Raw genomic sequence first — 24,054 nt, 5'->3', positions numbered from 1 at the left:
CGCCGGGTCTACGGTGGGCTCCGTGATGGACATTCGGCGCGCAGGCGAGCGCTACCAGGGCGGCGACCCGGCGGCCGGAATCGAGAGCCGGCACGCCTTCTCCTTCGGGTCCCACTACGACCCGGACAACCTCCGTTTCGGCGCGGTGCTCGCGTGCAACGAGGAGCGGCTGGCGCCCGGGGCCGGCTTCGACGAGCATCCGCACAGCCACACCGAGATCGTGACCTGGGTGGTGGAGGGCGAGCTGACGCACCGGGACTCCACCGGGCGCGAATCGGTCGTGCGGCACGGCGACGTGCAGCGGCTCAGTTCGGCGGGCGGCGTGCGGCACGTGGAGCGCAACGACGGCCCGGAACCCCTGACCTTCATCCAGATGTGGCTGGCCCCGCTGCGGCCCGGCGGCGACCCGTCCTACGAGGTCGTCCGCGGCATCGCCGACTCGACGCCCTACGCCGTCCCCGAGGCCGGGGCGATGCTGCACGTGCGGCGCCTCGGGCCCGGGGAGCGGACGGCGGTGCCGGACGGGGCGCACGCGTACCTGCACGTCGTCCGCGGCGAGGTACGCCTGGACGGCGAGACGCTGGGCGCCGGCGACGCGGCCCGGATCACGGACGCCAAGGGCCTGGAGGCGGAGGGTACGACCGGGGCGGAGCTGCTGATCTGGGAGATGGGCCCGGCCTAGGGCCCTTCTGATGGATCTCCGCGGCGTCGCGATGCCCGGCACGCACTCTCGCCGCACCGGACAAAAGCCCTAGTAGCTCCGCTACGAGGGCTTCCGCCCGGCACGCCGAGAGCACGCACCGAACACCGCTCCTTCCTCCACGGAGATCCATCAGAAGGGCCCTAGAGCTCGGCCCGCACCGCGTCCGTGAACGGCGGCCACGCCTCGATCGCCCACGGTCCGAACGCCCGGTCCGTCAGTGCCACGCAGGCCGCGCCCGCGTCCGGGTCGATCCACAGGAACGTACCCGACTGCCCGAAATGTCCGAAGGTGCGCGGCGAGGACGACGAGCCCGTCCAGTGCGGCGACTTGGAGTCGCGGATCTCGAAGCCGAGCCCCCAGTCGTTGGGGTTCTGGTGGCCGTACCCCGGCAGGACGCCCTTGGTGCCCGGGTAGTGCACGGTCATCGCCTCGGCGACCGTGCGGGGATCCAGCAGCCGCGGGGCCTGCACCTCGGCGGCGAACCGCAGCAGGTCCTCGACCGTCGACACGCCGTCCTTGGCCGGGGAGCCCTCCAGGGTCGTCGAGGTCATGCCCAGCGGCTCCAGCACGGCCTGCCGCAGGTACTCCCCGAACGGGATGTCGGTGGCCTTGGCCACATGGTCGCCCAGCTGCTCGAAGCCGGCGTTGGAGTACAGCCGCCGCTCCCCGGGCGGGGCCGTGACCTTGTGCTCGTCGAAGGCGAGGCCCGAGGTGTGCGCCAGCAGGTGCCGGACCGTCGACCCGGGAGGACCCGCGGGTTCGTCGAACTCGACGGCCCCCTCCTCGTACGCGACGAGCACCGCGTAGGCGGCCAGCGGCTTGGTCACCGACGCGAGCGGGAACCGCTGCCCGGCCGGCCCGTGGGTGCCGAGGACGGTGCCGTCCGCTCGTACGGCACCCGCCGCAGCGGTGGGAACCGGCCAGTTCTCGATCAGGGCGAGGCTCTTCAGCGACATGCGTTCGAGCCTATGCGCTCAGAGCGTGAGTTCCAGCAAGGGGTCGGGCTTGGGCCGGAACCCGAGGGAGACGTACAGCGGCTCGGCCTCCGGCGAGGCGGTGAGCTGCACGCGCCGGGCACCGCGCTCGCGGAACCAGGCAAGGAGCGTGGTCATGCAGGCGCGCGCGTAACCCCGGCGCCGCGCACCCGGGTCGGTGGCGACGCTGAACACGAAGCCCACCATGCCGTGCGGATCCCCCGGCTTGCCGATGCGGTAGTCGATCGTCCCGGCCACCAGGGAGGCCAGCGCCCCCGGCCGCTCGGGGTGGTCGACGACGAACGCCACGAAGTCCCCGTCCGTTTCGCCGAGTCTGGCCCGGAGGGTGGGGAGGGATTCCCCGTGCCAGGCGAAGGAGGAACCGGAGGCGAACACCGCGTCGATCATGACCTGACGCAGGCGCAGGACTTCCTCGGCGTCGGCGGGCAGGGCGCGACGTACAACACTCATGAGTCCGTACGCTAACCAGCCGGATCCGGAAACGTCCTGCCGATTTCTTACCGTCGGCGCTTGCTTGGAGCGCACTCCAAGGTTCTAGCGTTGGGGCCATGACGGTGATGGAGACCACGGGGACCAGGACCGACACCTGCGCCGGCCCGCCGCAGCAGAACCGGCGCCCGGACGGTGACGACCACTACACGATCAGCGAGGTCGTCGCCTTCACCGGCCTGACGGCACACACCCTGCGCTGGTACGAGCGCATCGGCCTGATGCCGCACATCGACCGGTCCCACACCGGCCAGCGCCGCTACACCAACCGCGACCTCGACTGGCTCGACCTCGTCGGCAAGCTCCGCCTGACGGGCATGCCGGTCGCGGACATGGTCCGGTACGCGGAACTGGTGCGCGAGGGCGACCACACCTACGGCGAGCGCTTCCAGCTGCTGAAGACGACCCGTGAGGACGTCCTGGCCAGGATCGACGAACTCCGGGGCACGCTCGCCGTGCTCGACCGGAAGATCAGTTTCTACGCGGACGCCGGGCACGCCCTGGCGTCGGAGAGGTCCCGATGACGGACGGCAGGATCACGACGGCGAAGCTCGGCGACAAGGGTCCCGAGGTGAGCGTCCAGGGCCTCGGCTGCATGGGCATGAGCTTCGGCTACGGCCCCTCGGACGCCGACGCGTCCCGGGCCACGCTGGAACGGGCGCTCGAACTGGGCGTCACCTTCTACGACACGGCCGACGCGTACGGGGCCGGCGAGAACGAGCGGTTCCTGTCGCCGTTCTTCAAGGCCCACCGCGACGAGGTCGTCATCGCGACCAAGTTCGCCCTGTCGATCCCCCCGGACGACCCCACCCGCCGGGTCATCCGCAACGACCCGCCCTACATCCGCCAGGCCGTCGAGGCGAGCCTGAAGCGCCTGGACGTCGACGTCATCGACCTCTACTACATGCACCGGCGCGATGTGAACGTGCCGATCGAGGAGAGCGTCGGCACGATGGCCGACCTGGTGCGCGAGGGCAAGGTCAAGCACCTCGGCCTGAGCGAGGTCACGGCGGACGAACTGCGGGCCGCGCACGCCGTCCACCCCATCGCCGCCGTGCAGTCGGAGTGGTCGCTGTTCAGCCGGGACATCGAGACGTACGTCGTCCCCGCGGCCCGTGACCTGGGCGTGGCCCTCGTCGCGTACTCGCCCCTCGGCCGGGGCTTCCTCACCGGCTCCTTCACCGACGCCGAGCAGGACCTGAGCGCCGGTGACTTCCGCCGCCAGCAGCCCCGCTTCACCGGCGACAACGCCACGGCGAACGCGACCCTGCTGGAGCTGATCCGCTCGGTGGCCGACGCCCATGACGCGACCCTCGGTCAGATAGCCCTGGCCTGGGCCCAGCAGCAGGCGACGGTCCACGACCTCCCGGTCATCCCGATCCCCGGCACCCGCAAGCCCTCCAGGATCGAGGAGAACACGGGGGCGACCAGGATCGTCCTGACCGACGGGCAACTGGACCTGCTGGACGGCATAGCGGCCCAGGTGGCGGGCACGCGGTATGCGGACATGGCGTTCACGTCGGCAGGCAGGGAGTAGGAAAGGCCCTTTGGGGGCGCGGGGAACTGCGCGAACAACCACACGCGACCCGCGCCCGCCCACCCACAGGCACCCGGCAGACGCTAAAGCTCCGCCAACAACTCCGCCTTTTTGACCGAAAACTCCTCATCCGTCACCAACCCGGCCTGATGCAACTCACCCAGGTGCCGAATCCGCTCGGCGATGTCCGCGGGGTCACGCCGCGGCGCGGGCACGGCCGCCACCGGACTCGACGTCCGCACCGCCGCCAACACCGCGGCAGCGAACGGCAGCGACTCGTGCACGGGGCCGTACCCCAGCCCGAACACCACCGCCGCGGGGTCCTGATCGGCCTGGGCCGCCGACATCTCCGCATCCCTGCGCAAAAGCCGCAAATGCCCTTCGAAGACCTCCGGCGATCGCCACTCCACCCCGTTCAGCTCCCCGACGGAGAAGCTCTGGTCGCCGGCCTTCCACTTCGCCGACGACGCCCCCGTCCAGAACCACCGGAAGTTCACGGTCCGTCCGTCGAAGGTCGCCTTCCCGTCGTACGCCTTGAAGGACAACGGCCCCTCGGGCGGCTTCACGAGGAACCGGTCCGCCGGCCCGGACTCGGTCAGCAGCGTGCGCAGCTCGTCGGCGTAGTACTCGGCGAGCACCTCCCGCTCGGCGGGCAGCACCAGCCGGTAGGGATCGCCGCTCTCCTTCAGCTGCCCGGCGGCCGCCTCCATCAACGGGTCCGCCCCGGGGCGCGGCTCGACGCGCAGCACGACCGTGCCGCGTTTCCCGCGGGTCAGCGTCACCCCGGCGATCGCCTCCAGGGGCACACGGCGTTCCCCGAGAGCCTGGAACAGCTTGGGTGTTCGAATCCCCCGTTCGTAGCGGATGAGCACGGAGTCGGACTCGAACTCCCAGGCGGCATGAAATCCGGCCAGTACGTCACCCATGCGGCTCATCGTATGCGGCACGCGCTCCTCCGTCCCCCTCCCGAGCAGACCGCAACTTCTTCGCCTCTACGCGCGTCAGGCCGCCGCCGTGCCGGACAAACCGGTACGGCAGACGCCGTCTTCGTGCGCGCAGTGCACCGAGCGGTATGCGCCAACGCCGATCTCTGCGAAATTGAACAGACTTGCCGTCCCGGGCTCGAAGTAGCCCGCGTGACCCTTCGCGCCGGCCGCCGACAGCACCCGCGCCCCGAACCCGGCGGACACCGGGTCGGCTCCGTGGCCCAGCCCGCCGACCTCCATGTAGGGCACGTCCTGGATCCAGTCGTCGGAGTCCCGCATCGCCCACACCCGGGCACTGGTGTGCAGCTGGGCCGCCCTCTCGACCCGCATGCCGGGGCTGCCCGCCACCGCGATGTCGGACACCCGGCCCGGCAGCGAGTGCGCGGCGACCCCGCACACCACGGAGCCGTAGCTGTGGCAGAACAGCGAGACCGGCGACTTGCCCGGCAGGGCCCGCACGAGCCCGTTCAGCCGTACGGCACCCTCCTCGGCGCGCATGGCCGTGGCCGAGTCGATGCCGAGGCCGCTGGGTGCCGTGTAGTCGGCCCAGGCGATGACGGCCGTACGGGTCGAGGGGCTCACCTGTCGCTCGGCCGCGTACAGGGACTTGGCCATGCCGACGGGCGCCGCGTACTTGCGCTGCGTGCGCTGGAAGGTGAGCAGGTCGGTGTCGACACCGGGGACGACGACCGAGACCCGCTCCGCCTCGCGCAGGTCGCCGAAGACCTCCGCCACCCGGCCCGAGCCCTCCGGGTCGAAGGCCAGGATGTGCCGGCCCTTCTCCAAGAGGTCCCCGAAACGGTGCATCCTGCGCCCGGCCTCGTGCTGTCCGGCCTGGGTGAGGCGCTTGTCGTGCATGCGTTCCCGCTCGACCTTGCGCGCCTTCGCGAGCGCGAGACGGTTGGCGCGGTAGCGCAGCTCGACCGGCGCGCCGTTCATGTTGCCCACCGCGAGCGAGTACTTGCGGACCAGGGTCGAACGGTCCTGCTCGGTGAGCGACGCGAAGAAGCGGGCCAGTCTCGTCGGCTCGGACTGCGGGTCCGGCAGCGGGTGCCCGCCGATCCGGCCGTGCTCCCAGGCGGTGAGCGAGGCCTGGAGCGGTGTGGCGCCCCGCTGGTTGCGCAGGGCCGTCCAGCCGGTGGTCGCCAGCATCACGAAGACGACGGCCAGGGCGAGCAGTGCGCGCCAGACGTTCAGTTGCGGGGAGGTGTCGAAGGAAGTCACTGAAAGGACACACTAGGAGAACGAGAGGGTCTCGCGTTAACCAAGTGACCGGGATCACGTTTCGGTGTATGCCCTAAGGGGACTGCTCCGCACGCCAGTTCCCGGCCAGTGCGGGACCCACCTGATCCAGGTATGTCGTGGTGAGTTGGCGCATGCCGTCCAGGGTGAGGTCGCCCCCGGTGGACCACAGTCGCTCGGTGACGCGAATCACCCCGCCGAAGAGGGCGACGACGATCCGCGGCCGGGGGTCCGTATCCACGTCGAGACCCTCGCGCTCGGCGATGATGCCCGCGAGCTGCTCCTCCAGCTCCGCCGACCGCCGCAGATGGGCGGCGAGCAGCGCGGGCGTCGACTCGATCACCCGGTAGACGCGCATATGGAGCTCCATCGGCACGAGCTCCACCACGGCCTCGTTGATCGCGTCCCAGCTCTCCAGCACGGCCCGGCGCAGCGCCTCCAGCGGCACCTCGTCCGGCGGTCGGGTGCGCAGGGCCTCGACGACGAGCGTCTCCGCGAGGCGCGGCACGAAGAACGCCGTCTCCTCCTTGCCGGCGAAGTAGCGGAAGAAGGTGCGCTGCGAGACGTCCACGGCGGCGGCGATGTCGTCGACGGTCGTCTCCTCGTACCCGCGCGTGGCGAAGAGTTCCAGCGCGGCCCGCAGCAGTGCGTCCCGGGTGCGCCGCTTCTTGCGTTCGCGCAGGTTCAAGGCCGGCCTCTCGTCTGAAGTGTTTGCCCAGTTCAGGCTATAGGGATGTCGTGTCAGTTACCGACTAGTGAATTGGTTTGTCAATTGTCAGTGGCTGTCACTAGCCTCGAAGGATGACTAGTCAGACCACCATCGACACGACGGGGCCGGGGGGCAAGGTACCGGCGACGCCGTCGGACGCGACGCCGGGCAAGGGGCTGCGAGGGCACCCCTGGCTCACCCTCATCACCGTCGCTGTGGGGGTCATGATGGTGGCCCTCGACGGCACCATCGTGGCCATAGCCAACCCGGCGATCGGCAAGGACCTGGGCGCCTCATGGTCGGATCTCCAGTGGATCACCAACGCCTACTTCCTCGCCCTCGCGGTGTCCCTGATCACCGCCGGCAAGCTCGGTGACCGTTTCGGCCACCGGCAGACCTTCCTCATCGGCGTGGCGGGCTTCGCCGCCTCCTCGGCCGCCATCGGGCTGTCCCAGGGCATCACGGCGGTCATCGTCTTCCGCGTCTTCCAGGGGCTCTTCGGCGCGCTGCTGATGCCGGCCGCGCTCGGCCTGCTGCGGGCCACCTTCCCTGCCGAGAAGCTGAACATGGCCATCGGCATCTGGGGCATGGTCATCGGCGCGTCCACCGCGGGCGGCCCGATCCTCGGCGGCGTGCTCGTCGAGCACGTCAACTGGCAGTCGGTGTTCTTCATCAACGTGCCGGTCGGCGTCCTCGCCCTCGTCCTCGGCGTGCTGATCCTGCTCGACCACCGCGCCGAGAACGCCCCGCGCTCCTTCGATCTCCTCGGCATCTTCCTGCTGTCCGCCGCGATGTTCTGCCTCGTCTGGGCTCTGATCAAGGCACCGGAGTGGGGCTGGGGCGATCTGAAGACCTGGGCGTTCATCGTCGCCTCGGTGGTCGGCTTCGGGCTCTTCGCCGTCTGGGAGACGAAGGTGAAGGAGCCGCTGATCCCGCTGGGGCTGTTCCGCTCCGTCCCGCTGTCGGCAGGTGTCGTCCTCATGGTCCTGATGGCCATCGCCTTCATGGGCGGCCTGTTCTTCGTGACGTTCTACCTCCAGAACGTGCACGGCATGAGCCCGATCGACGCCGGTCTGCACCTGCTGCCGCTCACCGGCATGATGATCGTCGGCTCCCCGCTCGCCGGCGTGATGATCACCAAGTTCGGCCCCCGCATCCCGCTGGCCGGCGGCATGGCGTTCACCGCGATCGCCATGTACGGCATGTCCACGCTGGACGCGCACACGGGCAGCGGCGTCATGTCCGTCTGGTTCGCCCTGCTGGGCCTCGGCCTCGCGCCGGTCATGGTGGGCGCCACCGAAGTCATCGTCGGCAACGCCCCGATGGAGCTCTCCGGTGTCGCGGGCGGTCTCCAGCAGGCGGCCATGCAGATCGGCGGCAGCCTCGGCACGGCCGTGCTGGGCGCCGTCATGGCCTCGAAGGTGGACAGCGAGTTCGCCGGCAACTGGGCCGACGCGGGGCTGCCGCCGCTCACCCCGGCCCAGTCCGAACAGGCCGCGCTGGCCGTTCAGCAGGGCGCTGCCCCGGTGCCCGAGGGCACCCCTGAGCAGATCGCCGCGAAGATCACCGAGGTCGCGCACACCACGTTCATCGACGGCATGAGCCTGGCCTCCCTGACCGCTGCGGGTGTGGCGGCCGTCGCCGTGTTCGTCGCGTTCCTCACCAAGCGCGGCGAGAACGCGGAGGCCGGTGCGGGCGCGGCGCACATCTGACGCTCCACGGCGGCTCGTTCGCCTATCCGGGTGAACACCACCGCCGAACTCTCCCCTCCGGCACGCGCCGCAGGTCACAGTGGGTCAAGTCCTCCGCAGGGCATGGAGGGCGCACGCTGCGGCGCGCTGCCGGAGGGGGGCAGCGCGCAGGCGGCGGGATTAACGCGCGGCTACGGGGTACTCGCCATGTCGTACCCGAAGAGAACCCCAACCGACCGAGGGTTTACGGGAGTTGATGATGGCGAGCTTCGGACACGGTACGCGCAGGCACCCCCGCTCACGTGGCCGGACGTGGTCACGGGCCGGGACGGATCGCGCGACGCTCGGACTCATCGGAGTCATCTGCGCCGTTGCAGGCTTCTTCGTGCTGGGGATCGTTCTCGGTCCCGCCGCGATGGTCTGCGGCTGGCTCGCCATGGGCCGCGCATGGTCGGGCGCACGCCCCACCGCGGCCGTGGTCGCCCTGGTCCTGGGCGCCATCGACACGCTCCTGGCCATCATCTGGCTGTCCGGAGCGGCCACACCGGGCTTTGGCATGATCTGACCCGAGTGCGGCGAGGGAAGGGCCTCCGGCGATGCGACCGGGGGCCCACCTTCGTGCCCCGGGCTACTCGGCCGGCGTCCTCTTGAGCGCCGCCAACTCCCCGCGCAGCGCCCGCACCTCGTCGGTCAGCTCCCGGATCGCCTCGGTCTGCCGCCGTTCCTCGACGTCGTCCTTCTCGAACCGTGCGATGAACCAGGCGGCGATGTTCGCCGTGACCACACCGAGCAGCGCGATCCCGGACAGCATCAGCCCGACCGCGAGTATCCGTCCCAGGCCGGTGGTCGGTGCCATGTCCCCGTACCCCACGGTGGTCATGGTGGTGAACGCCCACCAGACCGCGTCCCCCAGGGTGTGGATGGAGGCGCCGGGCTCGTCCCGTTCCACCTCCAGCACGGCCAGCGCACCGAAGACGAGCAGTCCGAGGCACGATCCCGCGACGTACGTGGTGACCCGTACCTGCGACGCCATCCGCGCCCGCTGCCCCGCGAGGAACAGCATCGACACCAGCTTCAGCAGCCGCAGCGGCTGGGCCAGCGGCAGCACCACGGCCAGCAGGGCCAGCGGATTGCCGCGCACGAACCGCAGCCGGTCCTCGGCCAGCCACAGACGGACCAGATAGTCGGCGGCGAAAGCGGCCCACACCACCCAGTTGGTGACATGGCATGCGGTGAGCAGGTCCTGCGGAGCCAGCGGGGCCACGATCGGTATGGCGTAGGCGATCGCGAACAGGACGGCCAGCGCCAGCAGCGGGCTCTGGGTACGCCGCTCCCAACGGGCCAGCGTGGTCGAGGCGGTCATCGGGAGCGTCATGGATGCATGGTAGGAAACGCGCGGGGCGGCACCGGTCAGGGTGCCGCCCCGGGGAAACCGCCCTCGGCGTCCTACGCGTCGCCGCCCGCGGCTCCCGGGTCGGCGGCCGACACGTCGAGCAGCTGGTAGCGGTCGATGGCCTGCTTGAGCACGGAGCGGTCGACCTTGCCCTCACGGGCCAGCTCGGTCAGCACGCCCACCACGATCGACTGCGCGTCGATGTGGAAGAACCGCCGGGCGGCGCCCCGCGTGTCCGCGAAGCCGAAGCCGTCCGCGCCGAGCGACTGGTACGTCTGCGGCACCCAGCGCGAGATCTGGTCCGGAACCGCGCGCATCCAGTCGGACACGGCCACGACCGGCCCCTGCGCGTCGGCGAGCTTGCGCGTCACGTACGGCACCCGCTGCTCCTCCTCGGGGTGCAGCAGGTTGTGCTCCTCGCAGCTCACGGCCTCGCGCCGCAGCTCGTTCCAGGAGGTCGCCGACCAGACGTCCGCCTTGACGTTCCAGTCCTCGGCCAGGATCTTCTGCGCCTCGATGGCCCAGGGCAGCGCGACACCGGACGCCAGGACCTGTGCCGGGATCTCGCCGGACGTGCCCTCGCTGAACCGGTAGAGGCCCTTGAGGATGCCGTCGACGTCCACGTTCTCGGGCTCGGCCGGGTGCTGGATGGGCTCGTTGTAGACGGTCAGGTAGTAGAAGACGTCCTCGCCGTGCGGGTGCTCCTCGGAGCCGCCGTACATCCGGCGCAGGCCGTCCTTGACGATGTGGGCGATCTCGAAGCCGAACGCCGGGTCGTAGGCGACGCAGCCCGGGTTCGTCGAGGCCAGCAGCTGCGAGTGTCCGTCCGCGTGCTGGAGGCCCTCACCGGTCAGGGTCGTACGGCCGGCGGTCGCACCCAGGACGAAACCGCGCGCCAGCTGGTCGGCCATCTGCCAGAACTGGTCGCCGGTGCGCTGGAAACCGAACATCGAGTAGAAGACGTAGACCGGGATGAGCGGCTCGCCGTGGGTCGCGTACGCGGAGCCGGCGGCGATCAGCGACGCCGTGCAGCCCGCCTCGGAGATGCCGTCGTGCAGCATCTGGCCGTTCGGCGCCTCCTTGTAGGCGAGCAGCAGGTCGCGGTCGACCGACTCGTACTGCTGGCCGAGCGGGTTGTAGATCTTCGCACTCGGGAAGAACGAGTCCATGCCGAACGTGCGGTACTCGTCCGGCGCGATCAGCACGAAGCGCTTGCCGATCTCCTTGTCCCGCATGAGGTCCTTCAGGAGCCGCACGAAGGCCATCGTCGTCGCGATGGACTGCTGACCCGAGCCCTTCTTCACGGTCGCGTACGTCTTGTCCTCGGGCAGCGCCAGCGGCTTGGAGCGGACCACGCGGGTGGGGACGTAACCGCCGAGGGACTTGCGGCGGTCGTGCATGTACTGGATCTCCTCCGAGTCCCGGCCCGGGTGGTAGTACGGCGGCACGCCGGACTCCAGCTCCTTGTCCGGGATCGGCAGGTGCAGACGGTCGCGGAAGCGCTTGAGGTCGTCGACCGTCAGCTTCTTCATCTGGTGCGTGGCGTTGCGGCCCTCGAAGTTCGGGCCCAGCGTCCAGCCCTTGATCGTCTTGGCGAGGATCACCGTCGGCTGGCCCTTGTGCTCCGCGGCCGCCTTGTACGCCGCGAAGATCTTCTTGTGGTCGTGACCGCCGCGGCCCAGGTGCAGGATCTGGTCGTCGGTCATGCCCTCGACCATCGCCCGCAGCCGGTGGTCGTCACCGAAGAAGTGGTCCCGGATGTACGCGCCGGTCTCCGTGGCGTATGTCTGGAACTGCCCGTCCGGCGTGGTGTTCATCTTGTTGACCAGCACGCCGTCGCGGTCCTGGGCGAGCAGCGGGTCCCAGCTGCGGTCCCAGACCAGCTTGATCACGTTCCAGCCGGCGCCGCGGAAGATCGACTCCAGCTCCTGGATGATCTTTCCGTTGCCGCGCACCGGGCCGTCGAGGCGCTGGAGGTTGCAGTTGACGACGAACGTGAGGTTGTCCAGGCCCTCGCGGGCGGCGATGGACAGCTGGCCCAGCGACTCCGGCTCGTCCATCTCGCCGTCGCCGAGGAACGCCCACACCTGCGACTTCGAGGTGTCGGCGATTCCGCGCGCCTCCATGTAGCGGTTCATCCGCGCCTGGTAGATCGCACCGATCGGGCCGAGGCCCATCGACACCGTCGGAAACTCCCAGAAGTCCGGCATCGACCGCGGGTGCGGGTACGACGACAGCGCGTGCGGCGCCTTCGACTTCTCCTGGCGGAAGCCGTCCAGGTGCTCCTCGCCGAGCCGGTCCAGCAGGAAGGCGCGGGCGTAGATGCCCGGCGAGGCGTGCCCCTGGAAGAAGACCTGGTCGCCGCCGTCGCCCTCGTCCTTGCCGCGGAAGAAGTGGTTGAAGCCGACGTCGTAGAGGGAGGCGGAGGACGCGAACGTGGCGATGTGCCCGCCGACGCCGATGCCGGGGCGCTGGGCCCGGGAGACCATCACCGCCGCGTTCCAGCGGGTGGCGTTGAGGACCTTGCGCTCGATGTCCTCGTTGCCCGGGAAGAACGGCTCGCTCTTGGTGGGGATGGTGTTGACGTAGTCCGTGCTGCGCATCTCCGGCACGGCCACGCGCTTCTCGCGGGCCCGCTCGATCAGCCGCAGCATCAGGTAGCGCGCCCGCTCGCGGCCGCGCTCGTCGACGGCGGCGTCGAGGGAGTCGAGCCACTCCTGAGTCTCTTCGGGATCGAAGTCAGGAACCTGACTCGGAAGGCCGCCAATGATGATCGGGTTGCGATCGGATGCGGAAGCCACGCTGTTCCTTACCTGTCAGAGGGCCTGCGAGGGCCGCTGTTTCGCTGTCGTCGCCGGGGGCGTCGTCGCCGGGGGGCGCGCCGCTCCCATGGTCCACCCAGGGGCCGGGAAACGTCATCTCTACCCAGCGGTAACCCAGACGTGAGATCGACTCCGTGACGTATGGGGCGAATACCTTCGAGTCTCGTACCCACAGACGATTCCCAAACGCCCAAACGGGGCAGAAAGGTGTGGTGTGCGTCACCTCGGACCATGATGGTGTGCCTGGAGTTGCGGTGACACCGCCAGGATCGTCACCGTTTCGGCGGTCTGAACGGCCGGGTACTTGCGCGATCCGTCCCGCCCGTGTGGACTACGGCCAATGCTTCGCGCACGCGCGTGGCTGAGTTATTCCCAAGACATGATCAGGAGGCAACCCGTGAGCGCGACCGCGGACCACGCGGAGGAGCGGACGAACCCTGCCGCCAGGCTGGGGTTCCAGCCCGGGCAGGTGGTCCAGGAGATCGGCTACGACGACGACGTGGACCAGGAGCTCCGCAAGGCCATCGAGGGCATCATCGAGGCCGACCTGGTGGACGAGGACTACGACGACGTGGCCGATGCCGTTGTGCTGTGGTTCCGTGACGACGACGGCGACCTGACGGACTCGCTGGTCGATGCCACCACGTACATCGAAGAGGGCGGCGCGATCCTGCTCCTGACCCCGAAGACCGGCCGTTCGGGATACGTGGAGCCGAGCGACATCTCGGAAGCCGCCACCACGGCGGGTCTGACGGCGTCCAAGAGCGTCAGCGTCGGCAAGGACTGGAGCGGCAGCCGGCTGGCCACGCCCAAGGCCGCCAAGTCCAAGCGGTAGCAGTACGGCGGGCGGGCCGGCGTCGTCGGCCCGCCCATCGGCCTGTGCCGGTGCCTGCGTAGGGTGGTCCCATCCGAAAAGCCCCATGAAGGGACACCCACAGCGATGGCGATCCAGCCCGGCGAGAAGGCCCCTGACTTCGAGCTCAAGGACAACCACGGCAGGACCGTGAAGCTGTCCGACTTCCGGGGCCGCAAGAACGTGGTGCTGCTCTTCTACCCCTTCGCCTTCACCGGCGTGTGCACGGGCGAGCTGTGCGAGCTGCGCGACAACCTGCCGCAGTTCTCCGACCGCGACACCGAGCTGCTCGCCGTCTCCAACGACTCCATCCACACCCTGCGCGTCTTCGCCGAGCAGGAGGGCCTGGAGTACCCGCTGCTGTCCGACTTCTGGCCGCACGGCAACGTCTCGCGGGCCTACGGCGTCTTCGACGAGGACAAGGGCTGCGCCGTGCGCGGCACCTTCGTCATCGACAAGGAGGGCGTCGTGCGGTGGACCGTCGTCAACGGCCTGCCGGACGCGCGCGACCTGAACGACTACGTGAAGGCGCTCGACTCCCTGTGACCCGGTCGGGCGGCATGCGCCCGACACCCGCTGAATTCCAGGCTTCAGGGCCTGGGTGGGGCGGGAACCCGTCACTAGGATCGACTCGTTGATCCGACATCCGAGCACAACGGGGCATCCCGCCCCTGGACACCAATGGAGGACTCGTGGGAGTCAGCCTCAGCAAGGGCGGCAACGTATCGCTGAGCAAGGAGGCGCCGGGCCTGACCGCGGTCATCATCGGTCTGGGGTGGGACATCCGCACCACGACCGGCACGGACTTCGACCTGGACGCCAGCGCGCTGCTGCTGAACAACTCCGGCAAGGTCGGCAACGACCAGCACTTCATCTTCTTCAACAACCTCAAGACCCCGGACGGCTCCGTGGAGCACACCGGTGACAACCTCACCGGTGAGGGCGAGGGCGACGACGAGCAGATCAAGGTCAACCTCGCCACCGTCCCGGCCGACGTGGAAAAGATCGTCTTCCCGGTCTCGATCTACGACGCCGAGACCCGCCAGCAGTCCTTCGGCCAGGTGCGCAACGCGTTCATCCGCGTCGTGAACCAGGCGGGCGGCACCGAGATCGCCCGGTACGACCTGAGTGAGGACGCCTCCACCGAGACCGCCATGGTCTTCGGTGAGCTCTACCGGCACGGCGCGGACTGGAAGTTCCGCGCCATCGGCCAGGGCTACGCCTCGGGCCTGCGCGGCATCGCGCAGGACTTCGGCGTGAACGTCTGAACCACCGGAAGGGCCCTGGAGACAGGGCCCGAAGGTCTTCTTGTCCGGCGCCGCACGGTTTACGTGCGGCGCCGGACGTGCAGGACCACCTCAGTGACACCACCGGGCCTGTGGCCCCAAGGGGAGGGACAGCATCATGGGCGTCACGCTCGCCAAAGGGGGCAATGTCTCCCTGTCCAAGGCCGCGCCGAACCTCACTCAGGTGCTGGTCGGGCTCGGCTGGGACGCACGCTCCACCACCGGAGCGCCCTTCGACCTCGACGCCAGCGCTCTGATGTGCAGCAGCGGGCGCGTGCTCGGGGACGAGTGGTTCGTCTTCTACAACCAGCTCAAGAGCCCGGACGGCTCGGTCGAGCACACCGGCGACAACCTCACCGGCGAGGGCGACGGCGACGACGAGTCGCTCCTGATCGACCTGCCCAAGGTGCCGCCGCAGTGCGACAAGATCGTGTTCCCCGTCTCGATCCACATGGCCGACGAGCGCGGCCAGACCTTCGGCCAGGTCAGCAACGCCTTCATCCGCGTCGTCAACCAGGCCGACGGCCAGGAGCTCGCCCGCTACGACCTCAGCGAGGACGCCTCCACGGAGACCGCGATGATCTTCGGCGAGCTCTATCGCTATCAGGGCGAATGGAAGTTCAGGGCCGTGGGGCAGGGGTACGCGTCGGGGCTGCGGGGCATCGCACTGGACTTCGGGGTCAGCGTCTCATAACGCGTTATGAGCAAAAACCGGGGCCCAGTGGGGTGCTGAGGGGGGACGACTAGACTTCGGCTTCAAAGTTTCGTAAAGCCGGGTACGGCGCGGGGGAGCCCCGTACACACACGATTGGGTAGCCAGTGGTTCTGAAAACCTTCGGGTGGTCGTTCGCGGTCACCGCGCTCGGCCTGGTCGCAGCGGTTCTCTACGGAGGGTGGACCGCGTTCGGCGTCGTAGCGATCCTGTCCGTCCTCGAGATCTCGCTGTCCTTCGACAACGCGGTGGTCAACGCCGGAATCCTGAAGAAGATGAATGCCTTCTGGCAGAAGATCTTCCTCACCATCGGCATCCTGATCGCCGTCTTCGGCATGCGGCTGGTCTTCCCTGTCGTGATCGTCGCGCTCAGCGCCCAGCTGGGCCCGATCGAGGCCGTCGACCTCGCGCTCACCGACAAGGACCAGTACCAGCAGTACGTCACCGACGCCCACCCGTCGATCGCCGCCTTCGGTGGCATGTTCCTGCTGATGATCTTCCTGGACTTCATCTTCGAGGACCGTGACATCAAGTGGCTCGGCTGGCTGGAGCGCCCGCTGGCCAAGCTCGGCAAGGTCGACATGCTGTCGGTCTGCATCGCCCTGATCGTCCTGCTGATCTCCTCGATCACCTTCGGCGCCAACGCCCACCAGCACGGCGGCACCCACGCCGACAAGGCCGAGACCGTCCTGCTCTCCGGTATCGCAGGTCTGATCACCTACATGATCGTCGGCGGTCTCTCCGGCTACTTCGAGGACAAACTCGAAGAGGAGGAGGAGCGCGAGCACGAGGCCGAGGAGAAGGCGGCGCGCGAGGGCAAGCCCAAGTCGGCGGTGAAACTGGCCGGCAAGGCCGCGTTCTTCATGTTCCTCTACCTGGAGGTCCTGGACGCGTCGTTCTCCTTCGACGGTGTGATCGGCGCCTTCGCCATCACCAACGACATCGTCCTGATGGCCCTCGGCCTCGGTATCGGCGCCATGTACGTCCGGTCGCTGACGGTCTACCTGGTCCGCGAGGGCACCCTCGACGACTACGTCTACCTGGAGCACGGCGCGCACTACGCCATCGGCGCGCTCGCCCTGGTCCTCCTCGTCACCATCCAGTACGAGATCAACGAGTTCATCACCGGCTCCATCGGCGTCATCCTGATCGGTGCCTCGTTCTGGTCCTCCGTCCGCCGCAACAAGCGGCTCGCCGCGGCCGAGGGGGACGCCGGCTCGGACTCGAAGACTGAGGTCTCGTCCGGGGTGTGACACCCCTCCGGGTGAGGAACGCTCTGTGCGGGGCGGCCGCCGAGGACTCCTCGGCGGCCGCCCCGTCGGTCGTCATGGGCCGTGGGTACGGTGATGACCTGCGGTCTCCGAGTGAACGTGGGGGCTAAATGGGCCTGTTCGACGGACTTCGGCGTGGGCGCGAGGCGCAGTTCGACTCGGGCGACGCGTCGACCAACGCGATCGAGCTGACCAAACGGCGCGCGCAGATATCACTGACCAAACAGGGGGCGGCCACCGGCCATCTGCGCGTCAACCTGAGCTGGCGGATGCGCACCTCCGACTTCGGCGGATCCCAGCGCGAGAGCCTGCTGCGCCACCCCTTCCGGGCCCTCAAGCCCCCCGAGGTCGTCGGGCACAGCCAGAGCATGGTCAACGTCGACCTCGACCTCGGCTGCCTCTACGAACTCCAGGACGGCAGCAAGGGCGTCGTCCAGCCCCTGGGCGGCTACTTCGGGGACACCAACGCCGCGCCGTACGTCAAGCTCAGCGGCGACGACCGCTTCGGCTCCGCGTCCGGCGAGACGATGTACATCAACCTCGACCACCGCGACAACATCAAGCGGCTGCTGGTGTTCGTCTACATCTACGACCAGACGCCCGCCTTCGACCGCGCCCACGCCATCGTCACCCTCTACCCGAGCAACGGCCCCCGCATCGAGATCCACCTCGACGAACGCCAGCCGCAGGCCCGCTCCTGCGCCGTCGTCATGATCGAGAAGGTGAAGAACGAGATCATCGTCCGCCGCGAGGCGAAGTTCGTCTACGGCTTCCAGGCCGAGCTGGACCGGCTGTACGGGTGGGGACTGCAGTGGGGGCGGGGCTACAAGACCAAGGTCGACCGCTGACCGCGGAGCCCTGAGGGGCCCCGCCCCGGAGTTCCGCTCAGCGCCCGACGAACTGCGGGCCCTGCGGGGGCAGCCGGAAGTCCGGGTCGGGGACCGCGGTGACCGGCGGCGGGTAGCCGTAGCCGGTCTGCGCCCCCGCGGCACCCGCCGCCGCCGGTGCCTGGGGGTAGCCGTACGCGGGCCTGCCGGTGTTCTGCGGGTAGCCGTAGGCCGGCTGTGTCGCCGGCGGCTGCTGCGGCGGATATCCGTAGCCGGGCTGGCCGGGCACCGCGGTCGGCTGCTCCGGGGGCAGCGGCACGGAGACCTCGGGGGACTGCGGGGAGGCTCCCGCCGTCGTCGGCTGCGCGGCCGTGTTCGTGGTGGGGGGCGTGGGGACCGTCGTGGTCGCCTCTTCGGCAGCCGCCGCCTCCGACTCGTCCACCGAGATGCCGAAGTCGGTCGCGAGCCCCTTCAGCCCGTTCGAATAGCCCTCGCCCAGCGCCCGGAACTTCCAGCCCTCCCCGCGCCGGTACAGCTCGCCGCAGATCAGCGCGGTCTCCTCGCCCGTCTCCGGCGTGACGTCGAAATACGCCAGCGCCTCGGTGCCGCTGTCCGCCGCGTCGTACAGCAGGATGCGCAGCTCCCGCACGCGGTCGAACGTCACGCCGTCCGCCGATGCGACCAGCAGAATCCGGCTGACCTCGGACTCGACACCGGTGAGCTCTGTCTGGATCGTGTCGGTAAGGCCCTCGGCGACCCGCTTCTTGCCGAGCCGCCACACCTTCCCGGCCGGGTGCCGGGGCTGGTTGTAGAAGACGAAGTCCTCGTCGGAGCGCACACGGCCGTCGGGGCCGAGGAGCAGCGCGGAGGCGTCGACGTCCGGAACCCCCTGCCCCGGTGTCCAGCGCAGCACGGCGCGCACCGTGGTGGCTTCCAGCGGGACGTTCGACCCCTTCAGCATGGCGTGCGTCATGCGGTCATCCTGCCTGCTCGGTCCTGCTCACGACAACGCGGGGCCCCTGGTCGCGAGCGGCGCCGACCGCCGTCGCGGACTACGGTTGTCATGGCTGGGTACTGGCTGTGATTGCCCGCGTTACCTGAAATTCATGCCTGATGGGAACCTCCGACACGGACTTCTACGTACTATTACCGGCCACCTTTCGTCGATTCGCAGGTCGCACCATCACCACGGGGGAGCTTTATGCGTCATTTCGGGCACGTCGCCCCTGAGGTGCGGAAGCGTCTCTTCTTCCGCGAGCCGGGCGTGTTCACGCCGGACTCCCCGGCCCGGCTGCTCGCGGCCGCCCTCGGCGCCACGCTGTACAGCCCCGCCACCCGGCCGCGCCTGGCCGACGACGTCCTCAAGCAGGCCGCCCGCGGTGTGGTCTCGATGGTGTTGTGCCTGGAGGACTCGATCGACGACGCGGACGTCGGCCCCGGCGAGGAGAACCTCGTCCGCCAGCTGACGGCCCTGGACGAGCTCCCGGACGCCGACCTGCCGCTGCTGTTCATCCGGGTCCGCGCCCCCGAGCAGATACCCGACCTGGTGCGCCGCCTCGGCCCCGCCGTCCGGCAGCTGTCCGGATTCGTCCTGCCCAAGTTCACCGAGGAACGCGGCATCCCCTTCCTGGAGGCCCTGGCCATCGCCGAGGCCGAAAGCGGCCGTCGCCTTTTCGCCATGCCCGTGCTGGAGTCCCCGGAGCTGCTCTACCGGGAGTCGCGCGTGGAGACCCTGGAAGGCATCTCCCGGGCCGTCGACAAGTACCGCGACCGCGTCCTCGCCCTGCGCCTCGGTGTGACGGACTTCTGCTCCTCCTACGGGCTGCGCAGAGGCCCCGACATGACGGCCTACGACGTGCAGATCGTCGCCTCCGTGATCGCCGACGTGGTGAACATGCTGGGCCGCGCCGACGGGACCGGCTTCACCGTCACCGGGCCGGTGTGGGAGTACTTCCGGGTCCAGGAGCGCATGTTCAAGCCGCTGCTGCGGCAGAGCCCGTTCCTGGAGGTGCAGGCCGCGGAGCTGCGCGAGAAGCTGATTGAGCACGCCATGGACGGTCTGCTGAGGGAGATCTCCCTGGACCACGCCAACGGACTGCTGGGCAAGACCTGCATCCACCCCTCGCACGTGCTGCCGGTGCACGCCCTGTCGGTCGTCAGCCACGAGGAGTTCACGGACGCCCAGGACATCCTGCGCCCCGAGCGCGGCGGCGGAGGTGTGCTGAGATCGGCGTACACGAACAAGATGAACGAGGTGAAGCCGCACCGGGCCTGGGCCGAGCGGACCCTGCTGCGTGCCGAGGTTTTCGGCGTGGCGAACCAGGACATCGGCTTCGTGGAACTGCTGGCGGCGGGACTGCCGGCCTGACCGCACGGCTTCCGAGGATGCGAAGGGTTCATGGAGAAGGCAGTGAACGAGGGGGAGCACCGCGAGGTGCGCGACGACGCGGACGGCGTCTGGTCCGGCAGCTGGGTCGCCGAGCGGCTCGGCGTCGAGCTCGCCGGTGACGGCCGGCTGACCGGTCTGCTGGGGCTGGCGCTGCGCCGCAACCCCAAGCGGGCCCACCTGCTGGTGTCGAACGTCCTGGGCAAGCACGTGCCGCAGTCGCCGTCCGTGGTGTACGGCTACGGAGTGGAGCTCGGCCGCCGGGTGCGGGACCTGCTGGGCGACGACGAGGCCCGCAGGGCCGTCGTCCTCGGCTACGCCGAGACCGCGACCGGCCTCGGCCACTCCGTCGCCGACGGGCTGGGCCTCGCGCCCTACCTGCACTCCACCCGCCGCCCGGTCGCCGGTGTCACCCCGGCCGGCGGCTTCGAGGAGTCCCACTCCCACGCGACGTCGCACCTGCTGCTGCCGGAGGATCCCGCGCTGTTCACCGGCGACGGGCCGCTGGTCCTGGTCGACGACGAGTTCTCCACGGGGAACACGGTGCTGAACACCGTGCGCGATCTTCATGCGCGGTATCCGCGGCGGAGGTATGTCGTGGTGGCGCTGGTCGACATGCGGTCCGCTGCCGATGCGGGTCGCCTCGCGGATTTCGCCGAGGAGATCGGCGCCCGGGTCGACCTGGTCGCGGCGGCCTCGGGGACTGTACGGCTGCCCGAGGGGGTGCTGGAGAAGGGTCAGGAGCTGGTGGCGCGGTACGGATCGGAGGGGTCGTCGGCGGGTGCGGCGCCGTCGCGGCCGGTCGCGCAGTTCCCCGCGCCCCTTGAGGGCGCTGCCGACACGCCCCTTTCAGGGGCGCGGGGAACTGCGCGACCAGCCCCCACCGGCCCGCAGCCGGAGTACGAGCGCATCGACCTGCACTGGCCCGCCGACCTGCCGGACGGCGCCCGGCACGGGTTCACGCCCGCCCACCGCGCCCGGCTGGAGGCCGCCCTGCCCGCGATGGCGGCCAGGATCGCCGAGGCTCTGCCGCACAACGCCCGCCGCGTGCACATCCTCGGCTTCGAGGAGCTGATGTACGCGCCGCTGAGGCTGGCCCGGGAGCTGGAACGTACGACGGACATCGAGGTCCGCTATTCCACCACCACCCGCTCACCCGTCCTGGCCGTCGACGACCCGGGCTACGCGATACGCACCCGCCTCGCCTTCCCCGCCCACGACGACCCCGCCGACGGCCCCGGCGAGCGCTACGCCTACAACGTCGCCGGCGCCGGCTTCGACGCCGTCGTCGCGGTCGTCGACTCGGCCGCGGACACCCCCGCGCTGCACGCGCCCGACGGTCTGCTGTCCCGCCTCGCCGCGCACACGCCGCGGGTCCTCCTCGCCGTCATACCGTCGTACGCCCCCGAAAGGCCCTCCATGCTGCCCGAGCCCCTCCGCGGCCCCGCCTTCTCCTCGTACGCGCCCGAGGAGGTCGGCTGGCTGCTCCAGGACCTCTCGGACGTGACGCTGGAGGCGCCGACCGAGGAGCGCGAGGAGGCGATCCAGAGCGGCGGCGCGCACTACGCGGAGTCGCTGCCCGTGGAGTACCAGCCGACCGAGCAGTACCAGGAGCTGTTCCACGCCGCGCTGAAGGAGTCGGCGGCCCGGATCGCCCAGGCGGTCGGCGTCGTCACCGAGACGGTCCTCGCGGAGCGGTCGCCGCGTCCCGTGCTGGTCTCCCTGGCCCGTGCCGGGACGCCCGTCGGCATCCTCATGCGCCGCTGGGCCCGGCACCGGCACGGCCTGGACCTGCCGCACTACGCCGTGTCGATCGTCCGCGGCCGGGGCATCGACGCCAACGCGCTGCGCTGGCTCGCCCGGCACCACGACCCCCGGGACGTCGTCTTCGTCGACGGCTGGACCGGCAAGGGCGCCATCACCCGCGAACTCGCCCAGGCCCTGGAGGAGTTCGAGAAGTCCGACGGCATCACCGGCTTCGACCCCGAGATCGCCGTCCTGGCCGACCCGGGCTCCTGCGTCCGCACCTACGGCACCCGCGAGGACTTCCTCATCCCCTCCGCCTGCCTCAACTCCACCGTCTCCGGCCTGATCTCGCGGACCGTGCTGCGCGCGGACCTGGTCGGCCCCGACGACTTCCACGGCGCGAAGTTCTACCGCGAACTCGCCGGCACCGACGTCTCGGTGGCCTTCCTGGACGCCGTGTCCGCCCGCTTCCCCGAGGTCACCGACGCCGCCTGCGCCCAGGCCAAGGAACTGCTCGCGACCGACCGCTCGCCCACCTGGGAGGGCTGGGCCGCCGTCGAGCGCATCAGCGAGGAGTACGCCATCCACGACGTGAACCTCGTCAAGCCCGGCGTCGGCGAGACCACCCGGGTCATGCTGCGCCGCGTGCCCTGGAAGGTCCTGGCACGCGCCGGGGCGGGCAGCGACCTCGACCACGTGCGCCTGCTGGCCGAGCAGCGCGGGGTGCCCGTGGAGGAGGTCGACGGTCTGCCCTACACCTGCGTCGGCCTGATCCACCCCAAGTACACCCGCGGCGCGACCGGCGCCGACGGCAAGGCGGTGTCGGTCTGATGCCCGTCCTCGTCGCGAGCGACCTCGATCGCACCCTGATCTACTCCGCCGCCGCCCTGGCACTCACCATGCCGGACGCGCGAGCGCCCCGGCTGCTGTGCGTGGAGGTGCACGAGAGCAAGCCGCTGTCGTACATGACGGAGACGGCGGCGCAGCTCCTCACCGACCTGGGCGACGCGGCCGTGTTCGTGCCGACGACGACCCGGACGCGCAAGCAGTACCAGCGCATCAACCTGCCGGGCCCGGAGCCCACGTACGCGATCTGCGCGAACGGCGGCCACCTCATGGTCGACGGCGTCTCCGACCCCGACTGGCACGCGCAGGTCACCGCGCGGCTGGCCGACCAGTGCGCGCCGCTCGCCGAGGTGCAGGAGCACCTGCTGCGGGCCGCCGACCCGGTCTGGGTGCGCAAGCACCGCGTCGCCGACGACCTCTTCGCCTACCTCGTCGTCGAGCGCGAGCTGCTCGACGAGGACTGGGTGAAGGAACTCGCGGTGTGGGCGGAGAACCGCGGCTGGACCGTGTCCCTCCAGGGCCGCAAGATCTACGCCGTTCCCAAGCCGCTCACCAAGAGCGCGGCGATGCGGGAGGTCGCCCGGCGGACCGGGGCCGATCTCACGCTCGCCGCGGGTGACTCGCTGCTCGACACCGACCTGCTCCTCGCGGCGGACCAGGGCTGGCGGCCGGGCCACGGGGAGCTGGCCGACACCGGCTTCGCGGCTCCCTCGATCAGAGTGCTTCCCGACCGGGGTGTCCTCGCCGGGGAGCGGATCCTGCGGGAGTTTGTGGGGGCAGTACGGGGCGCTGGCGCTGGGCCTCAGCCGGGCGCCTGAGGACTCGGGTGTCCTGGTCGTCGTGCGGGTGCGGCTGCGTGGTGGCTTGTCGCGCCCCGCGGCGGAGCCGCTGATCGACAGGGCCCCGCGCCCCTTCAGGGCGTCGCCGGAGCCGTACGGCGATGAACACCACCACCGCCAGCGCCGCCACGGCGAGGACCACCTTCGAGTACGTGGAGACGATGTCCGACACCTGGTGCCAGTTCGCGCCGAGGAAGTAGCCCGCGAGCACGAACACCGTGTTCCAGATGGCGCTGCCCAGGGTGGTCAGTCCCAGGAACACGGGCAGGCGCATGCGCTCGACGCCCGCCGGCACGGAGATCAGGCTGCGGAAGATCGGGATCATCCGGCCGAAGAACACGGCCTTGGTGCCGTGCTTCAGGAACCATGCCTCGGTCTTCTCGATGTCCGAGACCTTCACCAGCGGCAGCCGGGCCGCGATCGCCACCGTCCGGTCACGGCCGAGCAGCGCGCCGACCCCGTACAACGCGAGCGCGCCGATCACCGAGCCGGCCGTCGTCCACAGCAGGACGGCGAGCAGGCTCATCCGGCCGCTGCTCGCGGCGAACCCGGCCAGCGGCAGGATCACCTCGCTGGGCAGCGGCGGGAACAGGTTTTCCAGGGCGATGGCGAGACCGGCTCCCGGCGCGCCCAGCGCGTCCATCAGGTCGTTGACCCACTGCGGTCCGGCGTCCGCTGCGATGGCTGTCATGCCGCCACGTTAGGGACCCGAAGCTGAAGG

The 24,054-nt window shown here is 70.0% G+C and carries 23 protein-coding genes; 14 read left to right on the top strand and 9 right to left on the bottom strand.

Annotated elements, in window-relative coordinates; all coding sequences use genetic code 11:
- Positions 1-25 precede the first annotated feature (25 nt).
- On the top strand, positions 26-682 hold the full coding sequence (locus tag RFN52_RS12045) for a pirin family protein (protein WP_184853864.1): 657 nt from the start codon (positions 26-28) through the stop codon (positions 680-682).
- A 161-nt stretch (positions 683-843) separates the two neighbouring features.
- Here the strand turns inward: RFN52_RS12045 and RFN52_RS12040 are convergent, their stop codons facing one another.
- Positions 844-1,659, bottom strand: a complete 816-nt coding sequence (locus RFN52_RS12040; RefSeq protein ID WP_184845887.1) for a serine hydrolase domain-containing protein — start codon at positions 1,657-1,659, stop codon at positions 844-846.
- Positions 1,660-1,677: 18 nt separating this feature from the next.
- A complete protein-coding gene (locus tag RFN52_RS12035) occupies positions 1,678-2,148 on the bottom strand; it encodes a GNAT family N-acetyltransferase (protein WP_184845885.1) in 471 nt (156 codons plus the stop codon).
- A gap of 98 nt (positions 2,149-2,246) precedes the next feature.
- On the opposite strand from RFN52_RS12035, the gene RFN52_RS12030 reads away from it, so the two are divergent.
- Positions 2,247-2,711, top strand: coding sequence for a MerR family transcriptional regulator (locus tag RFN52_RS12030; RefSeq protein WP_184845883.1), 465 nt, complete (start codon positions 2,247-2,249; stop codon positions 2,709-2,711).
- Positions 2,708-3,724, top strand: a complete 1,017-nt coding sequence (locus RFN52_RS12025; protein WP_184845881.1) for an aldo/keto reductase — start codon at positions 2,708-2,710, stop codon at positions 3,722-3,724. Before RFN52_RS12030 ends, RFN52_RS12025 begins: the two co-directional genes overlap by 4 nt.
- A gap of 83 nt (positions 3,725-3,807) precedes the next feature.
- Here the strand turns inward: RFN52_RS12025 and RFN52_RS12020 are convergent, their stop codons facing one another.
- The 3 genes from RFN52_RS12020 to RFN52_RS12010 form a co-directional block, all read right to left on the bottom strand.
- Positions 3,808-4,659: a DUF4429 domain-containing protein gene (locus RFN52_RS12020; protein ID WP_184853863.1), complete on the bottom strand. Its 852-nt coding sequence runs from the start codon at positions 4,657-4,659 to the stop codon at positions 3,808-3,810.
- A gap of 66 nt (positions 4,660-4,725) precedes the next feature.
- Positions 4,726-5,934: an alpha/beta hydrolase gene (locus RFN52_RS12015; protein ID WP_184845879.1), complete on the bottom strand. Its 1,209-nt coding sequence runs from the start codon at positions 5,932-5,934 to the stop codon at positions 4,726-4,728.
- Positions 5,935-6,007: 73 nt separating this feature from the next.
- On the bottom strand, positions 6,008-6,640 hold the full coding sequence (locus tag RFN52_RS12010; protein WP_229856261.1) for a TetR family transcriptional regulator: 633 nt from the start codon (positions 6,638-6,640) through the stop codon (positions 6,008-6,010).
- Positions 6,641-6,753: 113 nt separating this feature from the next.
- Between RFN52_RS12010 and RFN52_RS12005 the strand changes: the two genes are divergently transcribed.
- Positions 6,754-8,373: an MFS transporter gene (locus tag RFN52_RS12005; protein ID WP_184845877.1), complete on the top strand. Its 1,620-nt coding sequence runs from the start codon at positions 6,754-6,756 to the stop codon at positions 8,371-8,373.
- 235 nt (positions 8,374-8,608) lie between these two features.
- Positions 8,609-8,917: a small hydrophobic protein gene (locus tag RFN52_RS12000; protein ID WP_184845875.1), complete on the top strand. Its 309-nt coding sequence runs from the start codon at positions 8,609-8,611 to the stop codon at positions 8,915-8,917.
- Between the two features lie 63 nt (positions 8,918-8,980).
- On the opposite strand, the gene RFN52_RS11995 is transcribed toward RFN52_RS12000, so the two are convergent.
- Both RFN52_RS11995 and aceE read right to left on the bottom strand, forming a co-directional pair.
- The gene (locus RFN52_RS11995; protein ID WP_229856259.1) at positions 8,981-9,727 is read right to left on the bottom strand and encodes a potassium channel family protein; all 747 of its coding nucleotides are present in this window, start codon (positions 9,725-9,727) and stop codon (positions 8,981-8,983) included.
- 71 nt (positions 9,728-9,798) lie between these two features.
- Positions 9,799-12,546 carry a pyruvate dehydrogenase (acetyl-transferring), homodimeric type gene (gene aceE / locus RFN52_RS11990; protein ID WP_184845873.1) on the bottom strand — a complete coding sequence of 916 codons (2,748 nt, stop codon included), beginning with the start codon at positions 12,544-12,546 and terminating at the stop codon, positions 9,799-9,801.
- 418 nt (positions 12,547-12,964) lie between these two features.
- Between aceE and RFN52_RS11985 the strand changes: the two genes are divergently transcribed.
- From RFN52_RS11985 to RFN52_RS11960, 6 genes are all read left to right on the top strand, one after another.
- On the top strand, positions 12,965-13,402 hold the full coding sequence (locus RFN52_RS11985; RefSeq protein ID WP_031104104.1) for a DUF3052 domain-containing protein: 438 nt from the start codon (positions 12,965-12,967) through the stop codon (positions 13,400-13,402).
- A 105-nt stretch (positions 13,403-13,507) separates the two neighbouring features.
- Positions 13,508-13,966 carry a peroxiredoxin gene (locus RFN52_RS11980; protein ID WP_184845871.1) on the top strand — a complete coding sequence of 153 codons (459 nt, stop codon included), beginning with the start codon at positions 13,508-13,510 and terminating at the stop codon, positions 13,964-13,966.
- 146 nt (positions 13,967-14,112) lie between these two features.
- Complete coding sequence (locus tag RFN52_RS11975; protein ID WP_184845869.1) at positions 14,113-14,688, top strand: TerD family protein; 576 nt, start codon at positions 14,113-14,115, stop codon at positions 14,686-14,688.
- 136 nt (positions 14,689-14,824) lie between these two features.
- Entirely contained in the window at positions 14,825-15,400 is a 576-nt protein-coding gene (locus RFN52_RS11970) for a TerD family protein (protein ID WP_184845867.1), read from the top strand.
- Positions 15,401-15,525: 125 nt separating this feature from the next.
- Entirely contained in the window at positions 15,526-16,671 is a 1,146-nt protein-coding gene (locus RFN52_RS11965; protein WP_184845865.1) for a DUF475 domain-containing protein, read from the top strand.
- A 128-nt stretch (positions 16,672-16,799) separates the two neighbouring features.
- On the top strand, positions 16,800-17,537 hold the full coding sequence (locus tag RFN52_RS11960; RefSeq protein WP_184845863.1) for a TerD family protein: 738 nt from the start codon (positions 16,800-16,802) through the stop codon (positions 17,535-17,537).
- Between the two features lie 37 nt (positions 17,538-17,574).
- Here the strand turns inward: RFN52_RS11960 and RFN52_RS11955 are convergent, their stop codons facing one another.
- Positions 17,575-18,489: a TerD family protein gene (locus RFN52_RS11955; RefSeq protein WP_184845861.1), complete on the bottom strand. Its 915-nt coding sequence runs from the start codon at positions 18,487-18,489 to the stop codon at positions 17,575-17,577.
- A gap of 228 nt (positions 18,490-18,717) precedes the next feature.
- On the opposite strand from RFN52_RS11955, the gene RFN52_RS11950 reads away from it, so the two are divergent.
- The 3 genes from RFN52_RS11950 to RFN52_RS11940 are packed head-to-tail and all read left to right on the top strand — an operon-like array spanning position 18,718 to position 23,312.
- Positions 18,718-19,884: an HpcH/HpaI aldolase/citrate lyase family protein gene (locus RFN52_RS11950; protein ID WP_184845858.1), complete on the top strand. Its 1,167-nt coding sequence runs from the start codon at positions 18,718-18,720 to the stop codon at positions 19,882-19,884.
- Positions 19,885-19,914: 30 nt separating this feature from the next.
- On the top strand, positions 19,915-22,479 hold the full coding sequence (locus RFN52_RS11945; protein WP_184845857.1) for a phosphoribosyltransferase: 2,565 nt from the start codon (positions 19,915-19,917) through the stop codon (positions 22,477-22,479).
- Positions 22,479-23,312: an HAD family hydrolase gene (locus tag RFN52_RS11940; RefSeq protein WP_184845855.1), complete on the top strand. Its 834-nt coding sequence runs from the start codon at positions 22,479-22,481 to the stop codon at positions 23,310-23,312. The genes RFN52_RS11945 and RFN52_RS11940 overlap by 1 nt, the downstream gene beginning before the upstream one ends.
- Here the strand turns inward: RFN52_RS11940 and RFN52_RS11935 are convergent.
- Entirely contained in the window at positions 23,209-24,024 is an 816-nt protein-coding gene (locus RFN52_RS11935) for a DedA family protein (protein WP_184845853.1), read from the bottom strand. The two genes, RFN52_RS11940 and RFN52_RS11935, sit on opposite strands and share 104 nt — an antisense overlap.
- Between the last annotated feature and the right edge of the window lie 30 nt (positions 24,025-24,054).

Source organism: Streptomyces collinus (assembly GCF_031348265.1).
In the GTDB taxonomy this organism is placed as follows: domain Bacteria; phylum Actinomycetota; class Actinomycetes; order Streptomycetales; family Streptomycetaceae; genus Streptomyces; species Streptomyces collinus.
This window is presented reverse-complemented; position numbering and strand designations above follow the sequence as displayed.

Excerpts from the sequence above, each read along its gene's own strand:
- RFN52_RS12005 (WP_184845877.1), top strand. The coding sequence starts at position 6,754 with ATGACTAGTCAGACCACCATCGACACGACGGGGCCGGGGGGCAAGGTA.
- RFN52_RS12000 (WP_184845875.1), top strand. The coding sequence starts at position 8,609 with ATGATGGCGAGCTTCGGACACGGTACGCGCAGGCACCCCCGCTCACGT.
- RFN52_RS12045 (WP_184853864.1), top strand. The coding sequence starts at position 26 with ATGGACATTCGGCGCGCAGGCGAGCGCTACCAGGGCGGCGACCCGGCG.
- RFN52_RS11955 (WP_184845861.1), bottom strand. The coding sequence starts at position 18,489 with ATGACGCACGCCATGCTGAAGGGGTCGAACGTCCCGCTGGAAGCCACC.
- RFN52_RS11970 (WP_184845867.1), top strand. The coding sequence starts at position 14,825 with ATGGGCGTCACGCTCGCCAAAGGGGGCAATGTCTCCCTGTCCAAGGCC.
- RFN52_RS11950 (WP_184845858.1), top strand. The coding sequence starts at position 18,718 with ATGCGTCATTTCGGGCACGTCGCCCCTGAGGTGCGGAAGCGTCTCTTC.
- RFN52_RS12035 (WP_184845885.1), bottom strand. The coding sequence starts at position 2,148 with ATGAGTGTTGTACGTCGCGCCCTGCCCGCCGACGCCGAGGAAGTCCTG.
- RFN52_RS11945 (WP_184845857.1), top strand. The coding sequence starts at position 19,915 with ATGGAGAAGGCAGTGAACGAGGGGGAGCACCGCGAGGTGCGCGACGAC.
- RFN52_RS12025 (WP_184845881.1), top strand. The coding sequence starts at position 2,708 with ATGACGGACGGCAGGATCACGACGGCGAAGCTCGGCGACAAGGGTCCC.
- RFN52_RS12030 (WP_184845883.1), top strand. The coding sequence starts at position 2,247 with ATGACGGTGATGGAGACCACGGGGACCAGGACCGACACCTGCGCCGGC.
- RFN52_RS11940 (WP_184845855.1), top strand. The coding sequence starts at position 22,479 with ATGCCCGTCCTCGTCGCGAGCGACCTCGATCGCACCCTGATCTACTCC.
- RFN52_RS11995 (WP_229856259.1), bottom strand. The coding sequence starts at position 9,727 with ATGACGCTCCCGATGACCGCCTCGACCACGCTGGCCCGTTGGGAGCGG.
- RFN52_RS11980 (WP_184845871.1), top strand. The coding sequence starts at position 13,508 with ATGGCGATCCAGCCCGGCGAGAAGGCCCCTGACTTCGAGCTCAAGGAC.
- RFN52_RS12020 (WP_184853863.1), bottom strand. The coding sequence starts at position 4,659 with ATGAGCCGCATGGGTGACGTACTGGCCGGATTTCATGCCGCCTGGGAG.
- RFN52_RS11935 (WP_184845853.1), bottom strand. The coding sequence starts at position 24,024 with ATGACAGCCATCGCAGCGGACGCCGGACCGCAGTGGGTCAACGACCTG.
- RFN52_RS11960 (WP_184845863.1), top strand. The coding sequence starts at position 16,800 with ATGGGCCTGTTCGACGGACTTCGGCGTGGGCGCGAGGCGCAGTTCGAC.
- RFN52_RS12040 (WP_184845887.1), bottom strand. The coding sequence starts at position 1,659 with ATGTCGCTGAAGAGCCTCGCCCTGATCGAGAACTGGCCGGTTCCCACC.